Origin of the sequence: Pseudomonas sp. B20(2017), from assembly GCF_002113125.1 — a bacterium.
Classification (GTDB): domain Bacteria; phylum Pseudomonadota; class Gammaproteobacteria; order Pseudomonadales; family Pseudomonadaceae; genus Aquipseudomonas.
On record NZ_NEJP01000019.1, the window covers coordinates 43,715 to 60,047 of the forward strand.

Sequence of the window (16,333 nt, forward strand, 5' to 3'; positions counted from 1 at the left end):
CCGGTCGGGAAAGTCGCCTGTTGGGTAAGAAAGCACTATAGACGATCGGAACTTTCGTCTTTTTCACGGGTTTCTCAACCGTTCGCCGAGGGATGTCGCCAGTTGCGCCGTCAGACCGTACACCGACAACTGCGGGTTGGCGCCGATGCTGGTGGGGAACAAAGAGCCGTCGTGGATTGACAGATTGCGCAGCTGATGATGGCGGCCGAGGCTGTCGGTGACGGCGGTTTTCGGGTCCTCGCCCATCGCGCAGCCGCCCATGACGTGGGCGCTGCCCAAGCGTGTGCGATACAGCTCGAGGCTCAGGCTGTCGATCAATTTGCGGGCCTCTGCCAGGCTGTTCACGTAGCGTGCATCGGCGTGCATTGGCATCACCGCTTTGGCGCCGCCAGCGAACTGGATTTCCGCCATGCTGTGGAATGAGCGGCGCAAGCCCTCCCAGGTGTAAGGCGAAACCTGATAGTCGAGCACCGGCGAGCCGTCACTGCGCAACTCGACGCTGCCGCCCTGGCTGTCCGGGTGAAAACCGTCGCGCAGCAGGGCCAGCATCGCGTGGGTGTGCGGCAGGTCCGCCATGTGTTGCGCGCTTTCCTGACCGAACCCGCCGAGCAACGTGGCGGCCAGCGCCGGATGCAGCGGCGGCACCTCGAGTTTGTAGGCCATCGGGCCAGTGGTGCCGTCCTTCCACTGGAAATGATCCGAGTAGATCGACTGCGGTGCCCCGTAAAACGGGTTGATGACCTCGTCGAAGCGCCCGGCGGACATGTTCACCGGGTGCAGGAATGTACGCTTGCCCAGCCGTTTGTGAGGATCCGGCGCGTCCGAGCGTAGCAGCAGCGCCGGGCTGTTGATTCCGCCGCCGGCCAGCACGTAATGCCGCGCCTTGACGGTGATCGTGCGTCCAGTCGGCTCGACGCAGCGTTCGTCCATCGCCACGCATTGCAGGCCGGTGACCTTGTCGCCGCTGATCAAAAGCTTTTCGGCCCGGGCCAGATAGAGCAGTTCGCCACCCTTTTCCAAAGTCGCCGGAATGGTCGTGACCATCATCGATTGCTTGGCGTTGGTCGGGCAGCCCATGCCGCAATAGCCGAGATTCCAGCAGCCGCGCACGTTGCGCGGGATTACGTGCCAGCTGTAGCCGAGCTGTTCGCAGCCTTTGCGGATCACGTCATTGTTGGCGTTGGGCGGCACCCTCCACGGGGCGACGCCGAGGCGTTGCTCCATTTTTTCGAACCACGGGGCCATGTCGGCGGGGCTGTGGCCTTTGACGTTGTGTTCTTTGGCCCAGTGTTCGAGGGTCGGCTCGGGCGTGCGAAAGCTCGATGTCCAGTTGATCAGGGTGGTGCCGCCGACTGCGCGGCCCTGAAGGATGGTGATCGCGCCGTCCTTGCTCATGCGACCGATGCCTTCCTGGTAGAGGCTGCTGTAGGCCTGATCTTCCAGCAGTTTGAAATCGCTGCTGGTCTTGAGCGGGCCTTCTTCGATCAGCAGCACCTTGTAGCCGGCGGCGCTGAGGATTTCCGCCGTGGTGCCGCCACCGGCGCCGCTGCCGATAATGGCGACGTCGGCTTCCAGGGTCAGCTCATCGGTGAGTTGCGCGCCGTTGTAGGTTTTCCAGCCACGGGCAAGGCCTTCGCGAAACGGGTCGGGTACGGGCATCGATCAGGTTCTCTTATTATTGTTTTGTGTGGGTCGCCAGGCTCAAACGGCGGGCGGGCCGGGGTAACCGCAATGGGCCCAGGAATCGGCGCGGGTGTACCAGGCCATCATCACCATTTGCAGCAATGAGCTGTGGCCCATGCGCAGCAGGCTCAGCGAGCTGTTTTCCCAGCGCTCGAGGAAGTGACGGATCGCCTCGGGGCTGGCGTTTTCCCAACTGCCCCAGATTCCGGTCAATGGCCCGCGCGTCACCGCCATGCCCAGCACGTCGAACAGTTGCCGGGTGAGCTTGAGCATTTCCGGCGACAGGTGATCGAGGCTGTAATCCAGCGACTTCAGGGTTCCATCGACAGCGGCGGGCATCTTTTCCGCTGCGACTGCGCCATCGAGCATCACTGGAATCAGCGCGCGCAGAAACAGCAGATCGCCGCTGCGCAACGTGGCGAATCCGTTGGCCGATACGCTCGACGAACAGCCACTGAGACTGGCACCAAGGCCAGCGGTAGCAAGGAAAGCCGTGGCGCCGAGGCTGAATTTCAGCAGGCCACGGCGCGACAGGGCAGGTGTTTCGGTCAGGCTTGGGTGCATTGTTGTTATTACCCGGCGGTGACGTTAGCGAATGAACAGTTTCTGGATCAGTTTCTGAATCGATTTGCCGTAGGGCGGGTAGATCAGCTTCGCCGCGTTGAAGCGCTGTTTGACCAGCACGCCCTTGGCCTTGCTGAACGTCAGAAAACCTTCGTGCCCGTGGTAATGGCCCATGCCCGACGGGCCGATGCCGCCGAACGGCATGTCATCCTGCGCCACATGCAGCAGCGTGTCGTTGAGGCAGACGCCACCGGAATGGGTTTCGCTGAGTACGCGTTTCTGTTCGCGTTTGTCGTAGCCGAAGTAGTAAAGAGCCAGAGGACGTGGCCGCTGATTGATGTAAGCAAATGCCTGATCCAGATCCTGATACGGCACGATCGGCAGCAGCGGGCCGAAGATTTCGTCCTGCATCACCGTCATCTCATCGCTGACATTCAGCAGCAGGCTGTGCGGCATGCGCCGGCCCTGGCCTTGGTCGAACAATGGAATCAGCAACGCGCCCTTGCTGGTGGCGTCGCTGAGGTAGCTGTTCAGTCGCGCCAGTTGGCGCTCGTTGATGATAGCGGTGTAGTCCGGGTTGTCGGCGAGTGTCGGATAAAACCCGCGCACGGCCTGGCGATAGGCTTCGACGAAGCCGCCGACCCGTTCTTCCGGCACTAATACGTAGTCCGGCGCCACGCAGGTCTGGCCTGCGTTGAGGGTCTTGCCGAAGGCGATGCGTTCGGCGGCGTCCTTGAGCGGCACGTCGTGGGAGACGATGGCCGGGGACTTGCCCCCCAGTTCCAGCGTTACCGGCGTCAGGTTTTCTGCCGCCGCGCGCATCACGTGCCTGCCGACGCTGGTGGAGCCGGTAAACAGCAGGTGATCGAAGCGCATTTTCGAAAACGCCACGCCGACATCGGCCTCGCCGAGCACCACGCACACCAGATCTTCGGGGAAGATCCGCGCCAGCAGTTCCTTGAGCAGCAGGCCGGTGGCCGGGGTCGCTTCGCTAAGTTTCAGCATCACCCGGTTGCCGGCCGCGAGCGCGCCGGTCAACGGGCCGATGGCGAGGAACAGCGGGTAGTTCCACGGCACGATGACGCCGACCACGCCCAGCGGCTGGTACACGACTTTCGCCGAGGCCGGCTGGAAAGCCACACCCACTTTGCGCCGTGAAGGTTTCATCCATTGACTGATGTGCTGGCTGGCGTAGTGAATGCCGTGCAGGCTCGGCATCAGTTCGGCGAGCAGGGTTTCATCGGCGCTGCGGTGGCTGAAGTCGGAGCTGATGGCGTCGATCAGGGCCTGCCGTTCGCTGCTCAGCAAATCGCGCAGGGCCTTGAGCCATTGCTGGCGCTGGGCCGCAGGCGGCATCGGGTTGGCGGCGTAAGCGGCACGCTGCGCATCGAACAGCCGATTGAGCTCTTCCAGCGGCTGTTGCAGCGTTTGCAGGTAGGCAATATCGGCAGTCATTGTCAGCTCCGGAGGTGTTGTTGTGAGGAACTTTTTAGAGTCTATGCTCTAGAAAGTCAAATGGCTTCCTTGCGCATCCTGGTTTTATCCCGTTCCGGTTAGGTCGTAAGATGCCCCCCAACGCACTCTGAATTAAAGCTCAAGCCATGGCCCCACGGATCAAAACCAGCGAGCGCATCGTGCAGAACAGCCTCGAGCTGTTCAATCAGCAGGGCGAGCGCAGCATCAGCACCAATCACATCGCCGCCCACATGGAGATTTCTCCGGGCAATCTGTACTACCACTTCCCCAACAAGCAGGCGATCATCGCCGTGTTGTTCAGTGAGTACGAAAGCCTGGTGGACAGCTTCCTGCGTCCGCCCCAGGGCCGTGCCGCGACGGTCGAAGACAAGCGTTTCTATCTCAAGGAACTGCTGTCGGCGATGTGGCGCTACCGTTTCCTGCACCGCGATCTCGAGCACCTGCTCGACAGCGATCCGGATCTGGCCGGGCGTTACCGGCGCTTTTCCCAGCGCTGCGTGATTCAGGGCGCGGCGATCTACGAAGGTTTCGTTGCCGCCGGGATCCTGAAGATGGACCGGGTGCAGATCGAATCCCTGACCCTCAACGCGTGGATCATCCTTACCTCGTGGGTGCGCTTCCTGTGCACGACCCGGGAGAATTCCAATCACCTCAGCGAGCAGGCCATCAAACGTGGCGTGTATCAGGTGTTGGTGCTGGAAGCAGGGTTCGTCACCGAGCAGGCCCGCGATGAGGTCAACGCCTTGTTCGAAGAGTTCTACGTGCCGCTGGCCCAAGCCCTCGAAGAAAGACCGTAATTCCATTTCCTCACTGGAGTCGTTCGCTATGCCGATTGCGCAACTGATCAGCCCGACCGCACTGGATGCCCGCAAGGCGCAACCGGGGCTGGTGATTCTCGATTGCCGTTTTGCCCTCGAAGATCCGGATTACGGCCAGCGCAGCTACGCCGAGGGGCACATTGCCGGGGCACATTTCGCCGATCTTGAGCGCGACCTCAGCGGCCCGGTGACCAAGGGTGTGACCGGTCGCCATCCGCTGCCGGAGCCGGCGGCGCTGATTGATCGCCTGCAAGCCTTCGGCATCAACAACGACAGCGACGTGGTTCTGTATGACGACGGCCCGGGCGCCTATGCGGCGCGGGCCTGGTGGTTGCTGGCGTGGCTGGGCAAGCGCGACGGCGTGTTCATTCTCGATGGCGGGCTCAAGGCCTGGCATGCGGCGGGGCTGCCGCTGAGTCTTGATCCACCGTCAGCGGCCCGGGGCAACTTCAGTGGCCAGCCGGACATGAGCCTGCTGCTCAGCGCCGAGCAATTGCAGCAGCGCCTCGGCCAGCCGGCCTTGACCCTGCTCGATGCCCGCGCCTTGCCGCGTTTCAAGGGTGAGGTTGAGCCGATCGACCCGATCGCCGGGCACATTCCCGGTGCGCAATGCGCGGCGTTTACCGACAATCTGGGGAGCGACGGGCGTTTCCTGCCGGCTGATCAGCTCAAACAGCGTTTCGCCGCGAAACTCGGCGAGCGTTCGCCGGCCGATCTGGTGGCGTATTGCGGCTCCGGTGTGACGGCGTGTCACAACCTGTTCGCCCTGTGCCTGGCGGGTTACCCGTTGGGTGCGCTGTATGCCGGATCGTGGAGCGAGTGGATCAACGAGCCGTCGCGCGGTATCGCCACCGGCGAGTAAACGCTCAGCGATCCAGCCGCGCACTGCGATAGGCCGCCGGCCCCACGCCGTAAACCTGTTTGAACTGCCGGCTCAGATGGCTCTGGTCGGCAAATCCCAGCTGCGTGGCGACTTCCACCGGCAGGCAGCCGCTCTGCAACAAGCTCCGCGCGCAGGCGATCCGCTGCTGCATCAGCCAGCTGTGCGGCGGCATGCCGGTGGCGCGGCGGAACACCCGGGCGAAGTGGAAGGGCGAGAGATTCACCGCCGCCGCGAGTTCTTCCAGTGAAGGCGGCGCCGCCAGTTGCGCGTGCAACAACTCCTTGGCCAGCGCCACCGCGCGGTGCTCTTTGCCGGGATTGCCGTTGATCTGCACCGCCGCGTGACGCTGCAACAGCAACATCATCATTTCGCGCCACACGGTTTGCTGCTGCAACGCGGTGGCGGGGCTTTCCAGCAGGCGATGCAACTGACAGAAACCGTTGACCAGATCCGGATCGCGATACAGCGTCGCGCCGAAAGCCGGCATCGGTGCGGTCGGCAGTTCCAGTTCATTCAACAACGCGACGATCTGCCCGGTGTCGGGATAAAACGCCCGGTATAGCCAGCCGTCCTCGGTGCCCTTGTGGCCGTTATGCACCTCGTCCGGATTGATCAGCACCAGCGTGCCGCTGCCCGCCAGGTGTTCGGCGCCGCGATAACGGTAGCGCTGGGCGCCGGCCATGATCATGCCGATCACATAACCATCGTGGACGTGCGGGGCGAAACGATGCTCGATGTAGCGCGCGGTCAACAGCTCGACCCCGGCCAGCGGCGCGGCTTGCCAGAATCGGATCGACTCGCCCTGATCGTTCATGACCTCACCCGCGCCCTGCGTTCGCCAGCCACTGCGGAATCCGTCGTTCCAGGTAATAACCCGGCTGGCGGAGCGTGCCGTCGACGAAACCGACATGTCCGCCCTTGTTCTGCAATTCGAATTGCGTCGTGGCCGACAGCTCACTGGTCTGTGGCAGGCTGTGGGGGAACACGAACGGGTCGTCCGCCGCCTGAATGATCAGGGTCGGCGTGCGGATCTCGCCGAGAAAGTAACGGCTCGACGCGCGGCGATAGTAATCCTCGGCATCGACGAAACCGTGCAGCGGCGCAGTCACCCGGCCATCGAAATCCCAGAAGGTGCGCATGTTTTCCAGTGAACCGAGGGCGGCCAGCGCGGCAATGCCGTCCTCTCGCCCGTCGTGCTGGAACTGGCGCTGCTTGTTCTTGATGTAGGCCACCATCTCGCGCATGAAGTGCGCCTGATAGACCTTCGAGAAACCTTGGCCGATACGGTCGGCGCATTGATCGAGGCGAAACGGCACCGACACCGCCACCGCACCGAGCACGCCGCTGGCGCTGCCGGTTTCCCCCAAATGTTTGAGCAGCACGTTGCCGCCGAGGGAATAGCCAACCGCATACAGCGGCGCCAGTGGCCGCTTGGCTTTCAGGTGGCGGATGGTTTCGGCGAGGTCTTCGCTGGCGCCGGAATGGTAGCTGCGCGGCAACAGATTCGGCTCGCCGGAACAGCCGCGCCAGTTCAGCGCGACACTGGCCCAGCCCTGCGCGGCGAGGGCTGCCTGGATTCCCGCGACGTAAGGCGAATTTGAAGAACCGGTCAGCCCGTGCAGTACCAGCACTAATGGCGCTTCAGCGCTGTGCGGGCCGTGCCAGTCGAGGTCGAGAAAGTCGCCGTCGTCCAGCCACAGCCGTTCGCGCTGGCGATCAAGGTGCACGGTTTTGCGCCACAGCGGCCCCCACAAGGTTTGCAGGTGCGGATTGCCGAGGCCGAAGGCGGGGATGAACGGTTTTGACGAAGGGGACACGATTGCTCTCGATGCAGCGCAGCGAGCCTCGGCTGAGACTCGCCGCTTTTTCAGGCCGGTCGGTTAACCGGCACTCACTGCCATACGTTGCCACAACGCGTAATGCACCTGCCCGGATTTCTGCTCGCGGTGCAGGCGCCAGTTGCCCGGCAGGCCGAGGGTCGATGGCGCGGTTTCGCTTTCAGTGTAGATCCACGAATCTTCGGCCAGCCATTGGCGCTCTTCCAGCAGCGTGCACACGGCGGGCAGCAGGTTCTGGTTGAACGGCGGGTCGAGGAACACCAGGTCGAACGCGGTCGCAGTCTGGGTTTCCAGGTAGCGCAGGGCGTCGGCGGTCTGCACGTGACCGTTGGTGCAGCGCAGCGTGCCGAGGTGTTCTTTCAGGCTGGAGACCGCGACGTGGCTGGCATCCAACGCCTGGCCCATGGCCGCGCCACGGGACAGCGCTTCCAGAAACAGCGCGCCGCTGCCGGCGAACGGATCGAGCACCTTGGCTCCGGCGACATAGGGCGCGAGCCAGTTGAACAGGGTTTCGCGCACGCGGTCCGGCGTCGGACGCAGGCCCGGCGCATCAGGAAAACTCAGTTTGCGGCTGCGCCATTCACCGCCGATGATGCGCAACTGGTTCACACCGTTGTGCAGTTTTTGTACAGGTTTCTTTGGACTGGCCATTAATGCTCCGGAACCCCGAGCGGCTGCTCGGCAGGTTTATCAGATGGGGCCGGTAACGGCTTTTGCGGCACGGTCGGGCCAGCGCTGACGATGACCAGTTTATCCGTGCTCAAGTGTTTGTTCAGGACGTCGCGAACCTGCTCGACCGTCAGGCTCTGAGACTGACGCATGAAGTCGTCCAGATAGCTCAGCGGCAGGTTGTAGAAACCCATGGCGCCGAGTTGACCGACGATATCGGCATTGCTCGCGGTGGACAGCGGGAAGCTGCCGGCCAGTTCGCGCTTGGCGTCGTCGAGCTCTTTCTGGGTCGGACCGGTCTTGAGGTAGTCGGCGAGCACGTCCTGCACCAGTTTCAGGGTGCCTTCGCTCATTTCCGCGCGGGTCTGCAGGTTGATCATGAACGGACCGCGAGCCTGCATCGGGCTGAAGGCCGAATACACGCCGTAGGTCAGGCCGCGCTTCTCGCGGACTTCGCTCATCAGCCGGGTGCCGAAACCGCCACCGCCGAGGATCTGGTTGCCCATCGACAGCGCGGCGTAGTCCGGGTCATCGCGGTCGATGCCCAGTTGCGCAATCATCAGGTTGGTCTGCTTCGACGGAAACTCGATGTGGCCGATGCCTGCTTTCGGTTCGGTCGGTTGCTTCACTTTCGCCAGCGCTGGGCCTTTTGGCAGCGCAGCGGACACCTGATTGGCAATCGCCTCGGCTTCGCTGCGGGACAGATCGCCCACCAGCGCAATCACCACGTTGCCGGCCGCGTAGGCCTTGGCGTGAAACTCACGCAGTTGCGCCAGCGTGATCTTCGGCACGCTTTGCGCATTGCCGTCGCTGGCGTGGGCGTACGGGTGATTGCCGTACAGACGCTTCATCAGCTCCAGGCTGGCGAGTTTGCCGGGGTTCTGTTTCTGGTACTCGAAACCGGCGAGCATCTGGTTCTTGATGCGCGCGAAGGAGTCGGCCGGGAAGGTCGGTTTACCCACCACTTCCGAGAACAGCTTCAGCGCCGGCTCGCGTTTGTCGGCAGCGCTCAGGCTGCGCAGCGACGCGATGGCCATGTCTTTATAGGCGCCGTTGCCGAAATCCGCGCCCAGGCCTTCGAAGCCTTGAGCGATGGCGCCGACATCCTTGCCCGCCACGCCTTCGTTGAGCATGGCGTTGGTCAGCAGGGCCAGGCCCGGCGCGTTGCCGTCCTGGCTGCTGCCGGCGGAGAAGATCAGGCGCATGTCGAACATCGGCAGTTCGCGAGCCTCGACGAACAACACCTTGGCGCCTTCGGCGGTGTTCCAGGTCTGCACGTCGAGCTTGCGGCTGGCCGGGGGCTTGCCGTCGAGTTCGGCCAGTGATTGCAGCTTCTGGCTGGACTTGGCGTTATCCAGCGCTTCGCTGGCCTTGGTGTTGTCGCTCGGCACCAGATAGAACGCGGCCGAGCCGATAATGGCCACGGCAATCAGGCCGAGCAGCAGGCGTGGGGTTTTGCGCTCACTCATGAGTCGTCTCCAGTGGCAGGACGTGGGCGACGCTGAGACGTTCGCGGGTGAAATACAGCTTGGCAGCGTTCTGGATGTCTTGCGGGGTGACGCTTTCCAGATCGGCCAGTTCGGTGTCCATCAGCTTCCACGACAGGCCGACGGTCTCCAGCTGCCCGATGGCGGTGGCCTGGCTGGTAATCGAATCGCGTTCGAAAACCAGGCCGGCGATGACTTGCGCACGCACGCGCTCCAGCTCTTCAGCGGACGGTGCGGTGGTTTTCAGCTGTTCCAGCAGTTTCCACAGGCCGGCTTCAGCCTGGGCCATGGTCTTTTTCTTCTGGGTGTTCGGCGTGGCCGACAGGGTGAACAGACTGTCGCCACGGGTGTAGGCGTCGTAGCTCGACGAACCGCCGGACACCAGCTCTTCGCCGCGCTCCAGTTGGGTCGGGATGCGACCGCTGTAGCCGCCGTCCAGCAGCGCCGAAATCAGGCGCAAGGCGTTGACCGAGCGTTTGTCTTCGGCGGTGGCGATGCTCGGGACGTTGAAACCGAGCATCAGGCTTGGCAGTTGGGTCTGCACGTGCAGGGTGATCTGGCGTTCACCCGGTTCGGCCAGTTCCAGCGGCTTCTTCGCCGGCGGCACCTCGCGTTTCGCGATTGGCCCGAAATAGCGCTGGGCGAGGGTCTTCACCTCGTCCGGGGTCACGTCGCCGACTACCACCAGCGTGGCGTTGTTCGGCACGTACCAGGACTGATACCAGTGACGCAGCTCTTCGACCGTCATCCGCTCAAGGTCGGCCATCCAGCCGATGGTCGGCGTGTGATAACCGCTGGCCGGGTAGGCCATGGCCTTGTAGCGCTCGTAAGCCTTGGACATCGGCTTGTCGTCGGTGCGCAGGCGCCGCTCTTCCTTGATGACTTCGATTTCCTTGGCGAACTCGTCAGCCGGCAGACGCAGATTGGCCATGCGGTCGGCTTCCAGTTCGAAGGCAACGCCCAGACGGTCGCGGGCCAGCACCTGGTAATAAGCGGTGAAGTCGTCGCTGGTGAAAGCGTTCTCTTCGGCGCCGAGATCGCGCAGGATCAGCGAGGCTTCGCCGGGGCCGACTTTCTCGCTGCCCTTGAACATCATGTGCTCGAGGGCGTGGGACAGACCGGTCTGGCCCGGGGTTTCGTAGCTGGAACCGACCTTGTACCAGACCTGCGACACCACCACCGGCGCGCGATGGTCTTCGCGCACGACGACCTTCAGGCCGTTGTCGAGGGTGAATTCGTGGGTCGGTTGCGGGGCGGCCGCCAGGGCCGAAAGGGGCAGGCAGACTGTGCTGAGCAGCAGGCCTGCGGCGCGGCGGGCTAGAGCATTCATTCTTTTTTAAACCTGTTGGGCTGCCCGCTTGGTCTTAGCGTCGGCGGGCGAGAGGTAGGGCGTGTCATCGATCATTACCAGTACCGCGCCGTGCCTGATAGTGTGCAGGGCAAGGCGCGAGGAGTGCGGTTTGGTTGTTCCAAATAAGCTCCGAGCAACGCAGCCCTGCACACTATCAGGCCCGGCCCTCCGGGTGGTGCCTGAAAACGGGCCATACTGCGTTGCAGTCCTTGGGAAGGAAAGCACATTCCCTGCGGCCTGCGCCTTGTCTGGCCCGTTTTCAGGCGGCCACGCGGTACTGGTAATGATCGATGACACGCCCTAGGATACTGATCCGTTTTACTGGCGGCCACGCCTATCAGGCCACTGATCGGTCTATAGGTTGTACGGGTTACCGGCAGAAGCTTTGAGTTTCTCAGCTAAACTCTGCGTTTTCGCCGACGATGCCGTTCCAGTCCTTCGTATTTAATGACCTTTGAGGTGCTTTTGGCGCCTCGACAAAATGTTGCGCGTGAACAAGCTGGGTGAAACACAGTCTGTTCTGCATCGAATATTTATTTGCCGGGGCGCCCCTGTGGCGCGTCGCTACCGTGAGATAGCCGTCCTCCATGTTTGGTTCCAACGACGACAAGAAGACCCCAGCTGCGGCTGGCGAGAAGAAAAGCCTGTTCGGATGGCTGCGCAAGAAACCGCAGGAACCCGTCATCGAACAGCCGACTGCCATTCCTGAGCCAGCCCCTGCGCCCGCTCCCGCAATAGAAGAAACGCCGGCACCGGTTGTGCTGCCGATTGCCGAACCGGTGTTGCAACCGGTGGCCGAGGCCGAGCCTGAAGCGCCGGCTGCCGCTGAGTTGCCGCTGACTCCGGCCAGTGAACCGTGGCTGACCTTGCCAGTGGCGGAAGAACCGGTGGCGCTGGTTGAAGAGGCTGCACCGCACGTTACGCCGCCGATTCCTGCGCCGGTGGTGGAAGCCGCTCCTGTTATTCCAGAACCCGTGGTTGCTGCCCCGGTTGCCCCGATTGTCGAAGCGCCCGAGCCTGCACCTGCACCTGCACCTGCACCTGCACCTGCACCTGCACCTGCACCTGCACCTGCACCTGCACCTGCACCGGTCGCCGCAGCGCCAGTCGCACCTGTGGAAATTCAGGTTGAAACCCCGGTCCAGGCCCCGCGCACCGAAGAAGCCAAGGCCGGCTTCTTTGCCCGTCTCAAGCAGGGCCTGTCCAAGACCAGCGCCAGCATCGGCGAGGGCATGGCCAGCCTGTTCCTCGGCAAGAAAGCCATCGATGACGACCTGCTCGACGATCTCGAAACCCGCCTGCTGACGGCCGACGTCGGCGTCGAGGCGACTTCGGTGATCATCCAGCGCCTGACCCAGAAGGTCGCGCGTAAAGAGCTGGCCGATTCCGACGCCCTGTACAAATCCCTGCAGGCCGAGCTGGCCGCCATGCTCAAACCGGTCGAGCAGCCGCTGAAGATCGCTTCCCAGAACAAGCCGTTCGTGATTTTGGTGGTCGGCGTCAACGGCGCCGGCAAGACCACCACCATTGGCAAACTGGCGAAGAAACTGCAACTGGAAGGCAAGAAAGTCATGCTGGCCGCCGGTGACACCTTCCGTGCCGCGGCTGTCGAGCAGTTGCAGGTCTGGGGCGAGCGCAACAAGATTCCGGTGATTGCCCAGCACACAGGCGCGGACTCGGCTTCGGTGATCTTCGACGCCGTGCAGGCCGCCAAGGCTCGTGGCATCGATGTGCTGATCGCCGACACCGCCGGTCGTCTGCACACTAAAGACAATCTGATGGAAGAACTGAAAAAGGTTCGTCGGGTGATCGGCAAGCTCGACGCCGATGCGCCGCACGAAGTGCTGCTGGTGCTCGACGCCGGCACCGGCCAGAACGCCATCAACCAGGCCAAGCAATTCAACCAGACCGTCGAACTGACCGGCCTGGCGCTGACCAAGCTCGACGGCACCGCCAAGGGCGGGGTTATTTTCGCCCTGGCCAAGCAGTTCGGCCTGCCCATCCGCTACATCGGCGTCGGTGAAGGCATCGACGATCTGCGTACCTTTGAAGCCGAACCCTTTGTCCAGGCACTGTTTGCCGAGCGGGAGCGTTCATGATTCGTTTCGAACAGGTCGGTAAGCGCTACCCGAACGGTCACGTCGGCTTGCATGAGCTGAGCTTTCGAGTCCGTCGCGGCGAGTTCCTGTTTGTCACCGGCCACTCTGGTGCCGGTAAATCCACGTTGTTGCGCTTGTTGCTGGCAATGGAACGTCCGACCAGCGGCAAGCTGCTGCTGGCCGGGCAAGACCTGAGCACCATCAGCAATGCGCAGATTCCGTTCCTGCGTCGGCAGATCGGTGTGGTGTTCCAGAACCATCAACTGTTGTTCGATCGCACGGTGTTCAACAACGTCGCGCTGCCGTTGCAGATTCTCGGGCTGTCCAAGGTCGAGATCGCCAAGCGCGTCGACTCGGCGCTGGAGCGCGTGGCGCTGTCGGACAAGGCCGAGCTGTATCCGGGCGACCTGTCCACCGGTCAGCAACAGCGCGTCGGCATTGCCCGCGCCATCGTTCACCGTCCGGCCCTGCTGCTGGCGGACGAACCAACCGGTAACCTCGACCCGCGTCTGGCGGCCGAGATCATGGGCGTGTTCGAAGACATCAACCGTCTGGGCACCAGTGTGCTGATCGCCAGTCACGACCTGGCCCTGATTGCGCGTATGCGCCATCGCATGCTGACCCTGCAACGCGGCCGATTGATCGGCGACGGGGAGGCCGGCGTATGAGTGCAACACGCAGTCCGAAGGTTTCCGAGCGCGTGGCCCCGAAGGCCGCCGATCCGCAACCGCCAAAGAAGAAAAAGCACGACGATGACGACGGCCCGGACTTCGCTACGTTGTTCCGTGCCTGGATCGAAAGCCATCGCGCCAGCTGGATCGACAGCCTGCGCCGTCTCGGCAAACAGCCGATCGGCAGCTTCTTCACCTGCATGGTGATGGCGGTTGCGCTGAGCCTGCCGATGGGCCTTTCGTTGTTGCTGAACAATGTCGAGCGCCTGGGCGGCTCGTGGCAGCGCGCGGCGCAGATCTCGCTGTACCTGGAGCTTGAGGCGACTCCGGCTCAGGGCGAAGCGTTGCGTGATCAGATCAAAGGCATGCCGGGCGTCGCTGATGCCGAATATGTCGGCCGCGATCAGGCGCTGGAAGAGTTCCAGCAGCAGTCCGGCTTGGGCGAAGCCCTGCGCGAGCTGCCGGAAAACCCGCTGCCGGGCGTAGTGCTGGTGACGCCGAACGAGGTCGACAAGCCGACCCTGGAAGCATTAAGACAAAAACTTTCCGAGCTGCCCAAGGTACAACAGGCGCAACTTGATCTAGTCTGGGTCGAGCGTCTGGCTGCCATCCTCAAGCTCGGCGACCGTTTCGTGTTCGGTCTGACGGTGTTGCTGGTTTCCGCATTACTTTTGGTGATAGGCAATACCATTCGTCTTCATATTGAAAACCGCCGCACCGAGATAGAAGTGATTAAACTCGTCGGCGGCACCGACAGCTATGTGCGTCGTCCCTTCCTTTATATGGGCGCGCTGTATGGCTTCGGTGCGGGGCTGCTGTCTTGGGGTGTTTTGGCGTTCGGCCTGAACTGGCTGAACGACGCGGTGGTCGGGCTGGCCGGCTTGTACGGCAGTGATTTCGCACTGGCCGGCGTGCCAGTTGCCGACGGTCTGTCGCTCTTGCTTGGCGCAGTGCTGTTGGGTTATATCGGTGCATGGATTGCGGTCGCACGTCATCTCAGGGAGCTGGCGCCGAAGTAGAATCTTTTTTTGCGCGTGATTGACCTTTCAGTGGTTAAGGAAACTTTCATTTGAGTTTCCGGTCAATTTTTCGCAATGCTGAAAAGCATGAGTATGTAAGTCGGAGGTTTTTCCGTATGTCCAATTCTTTGCAACCTGCGTATGCATTGGTTCCAGGCGCAAACCTGGAAGCCTACGTGCACACCGTCAACAGCATTCCATTGCTGACGCCGGAGCAGGAGCGTGAACTGGCCGAGAGTCTCTACTATGAGCAGGATCTGGGGGCGGCTCGGCAGATGGTGCTCGCCCACCTGCGGTTTGTCGTACACATCGCCCGTAGCTATTCCGGCTACGGTCTGGCTCAGGCTGACCTGATCCAGGAGGGTAACGTCGGCCTGATGAAGGCCGTGAAGCGTTTCAACCCGGAAATGGGCGTGCGTCTGGTGTCCTTCGCGGTGCACTGGATCAAGGCCGAGATTCACGAGTTCATCCTGCGCAACTGGCGAATCGTGAAAGTCGCGACCACCAAGGCCCAGCGCAAGCTGTTCTTCAACCTGCGCAGCCAGAAGAAACGTCTGGCCTGGCTGAACAACGAGGAAGTCCACCGTGTGGCGGAAAGCCTCGGTGTCGAGCCCCGTGAAGTGCGTGAGATGGAAAGTCGCCTGACCGGCCATGACATGGCCTTCGACCCGGCTGCGGAAGCGGACGATGACAGTGCTTTCCAGTCGCCGGCCAACTACCTGGAAGACCACCGGTACGACCCGGCGCGTCAACTGGAAGATGCCGACTGGAGCGACAACTCCAATCACAACCTGCACGAAGCGCTGGAAGTGCTGGACGAACGCAGTCGCGACATCCTCTACCAGCGCTGGCTGGCAGAAGAGAAAGCCACGCTGCACGACCTGGCGCAGAAGTACAACGTGTCGGCCGAGCGGATCCGTCAGCTCGAGAAGAGCGCGATGAACAAGCTCAAGTTGTCGATTGCCGCGTAACCGGTAGTCCGACAATAAAAAACGCCCCGATCAGTGATGATCGGGGCGTTTTTGTTTGCCTGTCAGAACGTCATTGGGCCCAGGGCGCGCGGCGCGAATCATTGAGTGTCAGCAGATAGCTGTCGCCACCCAGCTGACTCATCTGCTGGCGAATCCAGCCGGCCCGACGTGACACATAAGCGGTCGGATGACTGGCGCTCCAGACCCGGGGATTCGGCAGCACAGCCGCCAGATAACTCGCCTGCTGCCGGGACAGCGATTTGGCACCTACACCAAAGTGATGCCTTGCCGCCGCTTCGGCGCCGAACACGCCGTCATCCCACTCGACGCTGTTCAGATACACCTCGAGAATCCGCTGCTTGGGCCAGAACACTTCGATCAGTGCAGTGAACCATGCTTCCAGGCCTTTGCGCAGATAGCTGCGACCGGACCACAAGAACAGGTTCTTCGACACTTGCTGGCTTAGAGTGCTGGCGCCGCGAATCGAGCCGCCGAGTTCGTTGTGGGCCAGTGCGGCCTTGATCGCACTCAGGTCAAAACCCCAGTGCTCGGGGAATTTCTGGTCTTCGCCGGCAATCACCGCGACCTTCAGGTCATCGGAGATCTCGTCCCACGGTTTCCACGTGCGTTGCAGATCGATTGGCTCGCCATCGACCCAGGATTCGATCTTGCGCTCGACCATCAGCGCCGTGCCCGGTGGCGGCACGAAGCGAAACACCAACACCAGCAATACGCTGCCGCCCGCGAACCAGAGCAGGGCCTTCGTGAAACGACGGAGAAATAAACGCAGCATAGAGATGGCTT

Annotated in this window: 15 protein-coding genes; 6 read left to right on the forward strand and 9 right to left on the reverse strand. The window is 62.3% G+C overall.

Features of this window, described 5'->3' with window-relative positions; genetic code table 11:
• Positions 1-63: 63 nt before the first annotated feature.
• The 3 genes from CAF63_RS23960 to CAF63_RS23970 are packed head-to-tail and all read right to left on the reverse strand — an operon-like array spanning position 64 to position 3,702.
• Positions 64-1,659, reverse strand: a complete 1,596-nt coding sequence (locus tag CAF63_RS23960; RefSeq protein ID WP_085689573.1) for a GMC family oxidoreductase — start codon at positions 1,657-1,659, stop codon at positions 64-66.
• Positions 1,660-1,701: 42 nt separating this feature from the next.
• Positions 1,702-2,247, reverse strand: coding sequence for a twin-arginine translocation pathway signal protein (locus tag CAF63_RS23965; RefSeq protein ID WP_085689575.1), 546 nt, complete (start codon positions 2,245-2,247; stop codon positions 1,702-1,704).
• 24 nt (positions 2,248-2,271) lie between these two features.
• Positions 2,272-3,702, reverse strand: a complete 1,431-nt coding sequence (locus CAF63_RS23970; protein ID WP_085689577.1) for a coniferyl aldehyde dehydrogenase — start codon at positions 3,700-3,702, stop codon at positions 2,272-2,274.
• A 146-nt stretch (positions 3,703-3,848) separates the two neighbouring features.
• Between CAF63_RS23970 and CAF63_RS23975 the strand changes: the two genes are divergently transcribed.
• The gene (locus CAF63_RS23975) at positions 3,849-4,520 is read left to right on the forward strand and encodes a TetR/AcrR family transcriptional regulator (protein ID WP_007953407.1); all 672 of its coding nucleotides are present in this window, start codon (positions 3,849-3,851) and stop codon (positions 4,518-4,520) included.
• Between the two features lie 28 nt (positions 4,521-4,548).
• A complete protein-coding gene (locus CAF63_RS23980; RefSeq protein ID WP_085689579.1) occupies positions 4,549-5,403 on the forward strand; it encodes a sulfurtransferase in 855 nt (284 codons plus the stop codon).
• Positions 5,404-5,407: 4 nt separating this feature from the next.
• Here CAF63_RS23980 and CAF63_RS23985 read toward each other — a convergent pair whose 3' ends face one another.
• The 5 genes from CAF63_RS23985 to CAF63_RS24005 all read right to left on the reverse strand — a co-directional run bounded on the left by CAF63_RS23985 (position 5,408) and on the right by CAF63_RS24005 (position 10,748).
• On the reverse strand, positions 5,408-6,238 hold the full coding sequence (locus tag CAF63_RS23985; RefSeq protein WP_085689581.1) for an AraC family transcriptional regulator: 831 nt from the start codon (positions 6,236-6,238) through the stop codon (positions 5,408-5,410).
• 4 nt (positions 6,239-6,242) lie between these two features.
• Positions 6,243-7,241: a hydrolase gene (locus CAF63_RS23990; RefSeq protein WP_085689583.1), complete on the reverse strand. Its 999-nt coding sequence runs from the start codon at positions 7,239-7,241 to the stop codon at positions 6,243-6,245.
• A 63-nt stretch (positions 7,242-7,304) separates the two neighbouring features.
• Positions 7,305-7,913, reverse strand: a complete 609-nt coding sequence (rsmD, locus tag CAF63_RS23995) for a 16S rRNA (guanine(966)-N(2))-methyltransferase RsmD (protein WP_085689585.1) — start codon at positions 7,911-7,913, stop codon at positions 7,305-7,307.
• Complete coding sequence (locus CAF63_RS24000; RefSeq protein ID WP_085689587.1) at positions 7,913-9,400, reverse strand: pitrilysin family protein; 1,488 nt, start codon at positions 9,398-9,400, stop codon at positions 7,913-7,915. Before CAF63_RS24000 ends, rsmD begins: the two co-directional genes overlap by 1 nt.
• Entirely contained in the window at positions 9,393-10,748 is a 1,356-nt protein-coding gene (locus CAF63_RS24005) for a pitrilysin family protein (protein ID WP_085689589.1), read from the reverse strand. Before CAF63_RS24005 ends, CAF63_RS24000 begins: the two co-directional genes overlap by 8 nt.
• 608 nt (positions 10,749-11,356) lie before the next feature.
• Between CAF63_RS24005 and ftsY the strand changes: the two genes are divergently transcribed.
• The 4 genes from ftsY (at position 11,357) to rpoH (ending at position 15,529) form a co-directional block, all read left to right on the forward strand.
• Positions 11,357-12,868 carry a signal recognition particle-docking protein FtsY gene (gene ftsY, locus CAF63_RS24015; RefSeq protein ID WP_085689591.1) on the forward strand — a complete coding sequence of 504 codons (1,512 nt, stop codon included), beginning with the start codon at positions 11,357-11,359 and terminating at the stop codon, positions 12,866-12,868.
• A complete protein-coding gene (gene ftsE, locus CAF63_RS24020; protein WP_007953396.1) occupies positions 12,865-13,536 on the forward strand; it encodes a cell division ATP-binding protein FtsE in 672 nt (223 codons plus the stop codon). The genes ftsY and ftsE overlap by 4 nt, the downstream gene beginning before the upstream one ends.
• Complete coding sequence (gene ftsX, locus CAF63_RS24025; protein WP_085689593.1) at positions 13,533-14,558, forward strand: permease-like cell division protein FtsX; 1,026 nt, start codon at positions 13,533-13,535, stop codon at positions 14,556-14,558. Before ftsE ends, ftsX begins: the two co-directional genes overlap by 4 nt.
• A 116-nt stretch (positions 14,559-14,674) precedes the next feature.
• On the forward strand, positions 14,675-15,529 hold the full coding sequence (gene rpoH / locus CAF63_RS24030) for an RNA polymerase sigma factor RpoH (protein ID WP_007953393.1): 855 nt from the start codon (positions 14,675-14,677) through the stop codon (positions 15,527-15,529).
• Positions 15,530-15,599: 70 nt separating this feature from the next.
• Here rpoH and mtgA read toward each other — a convergent pair whose 3' ends face one another.
• Positions 15,600-16,322 (reverse strand): monofunctional biosynthetic peptidoglycan transglycosylase, encoded by a 723-nt coding sequence (gene mtgA, locus CAF63_RS24035; protein WP_085689595.1) that lies wholly within the window; start codon positions 16,320-16,322, stop codon positions 15,600-15,602.
• Positions 16,323-16,333 lie beyond the last annotated feature (11 nt).

Bases quoted from the DNA above. Each gene is read 5' to 3' on its own strand.
- CAF63_RS23960 (WP_085689573.1), bottom strand. From the start codon at position 1,659: ATGCCCGTACCCGACCCGTTTCGCGAAGGCCTTGCCCGTGGCTGGAAA.
- CAF63_RS23965 (WP_085689575.1), bottom strand. From the start codon at position 2,247: ATGCACCCAAGCCTGACCGAAACACCTGCCCTGTCGCGCCGTGGCCTG.
- CAF63_RS23970 (WP_085689577.1), bottom strand. From the start codon at position 3,702: ATGACTGCCGATATTGCCTACCTGCAAACGCTGCAACAGCCGCTGGAA.
- CAF63_RS23975 (WP_007953407.1), top strand. From the start codon at position 3,849: ATGGCCCCACGGATCAAAACCAGCGAGCGCATCGTGCAGAACAGCCTC.
- CAF63_RS23980 (WP_085689579.1), top strand. From the start codon at position 4,549: ATGCCGATTGCGCAACTGATCAGCCCGACCGCACTGGATGCCCGCAAG.
- CAF63_RS23985 (WP_085689581.1), bottom strand. From the start codon at position 6,238: ATGAACGATCAGGGCGAGTCGATCCGATTCTGGCAAGCCGCGCCGCTG.
- rsmD (WP_085689585.1), bottom strand. From the start codon at position 7,913: ATGGCCAGTCCAAAGAAACCTGTACAAAAACTGCACAACGGTGTGAAC.
- CAF63_RS24000 (WP_085689587.1), bottom strand. From the start codon at position 9,400: ATGAGTGAGCGCAAAACCCCACGCCTGCTGCTCGGCCTGATTGCCGTG.
- CAF63_RS24005 (WP_085689589.1), bottom strand. From the start codon at position 10,748: ATGAATGCTCTAGCCCGCCGCGCCGCAGGCCTGCTGCTCAGCACAGTC.
- ftsY (WP_085689591.1), top strand. From the start codon at position 11,357: ATGTTTGGTTCCAACGACGACAAGAAGACCCCAGCTGCGGCTGGCGAG.
- ftsE (WP_007953396.1), top strand. From the start codon at position 12,865: ATGATTCGTTTCGAACAGGTCGGTAAGCGCTACCCGAACGGTCACGTC.
- ftsX (WP_085689593.1), top strand. From the start codon at position 13,533: ATGAGTGCAACACGCAGTCCGAAGGTTTCCGAGCGCGTGGCCCCGAAG.
- rpoH (WP_007953393.1), top strand. From the start codon at position 14,675: ATGTCCAATTCTTTGCAACCTGCGTATGCATTGGTTCCAGGCGCAAAC.
- mtgA (WP_085689595.1), bottom strand. From the start codon at position 16,322: ATGCTGCGTTTATTTCTCCGTCGTTTCACGAAGGCCCTGCTCTGGTTC.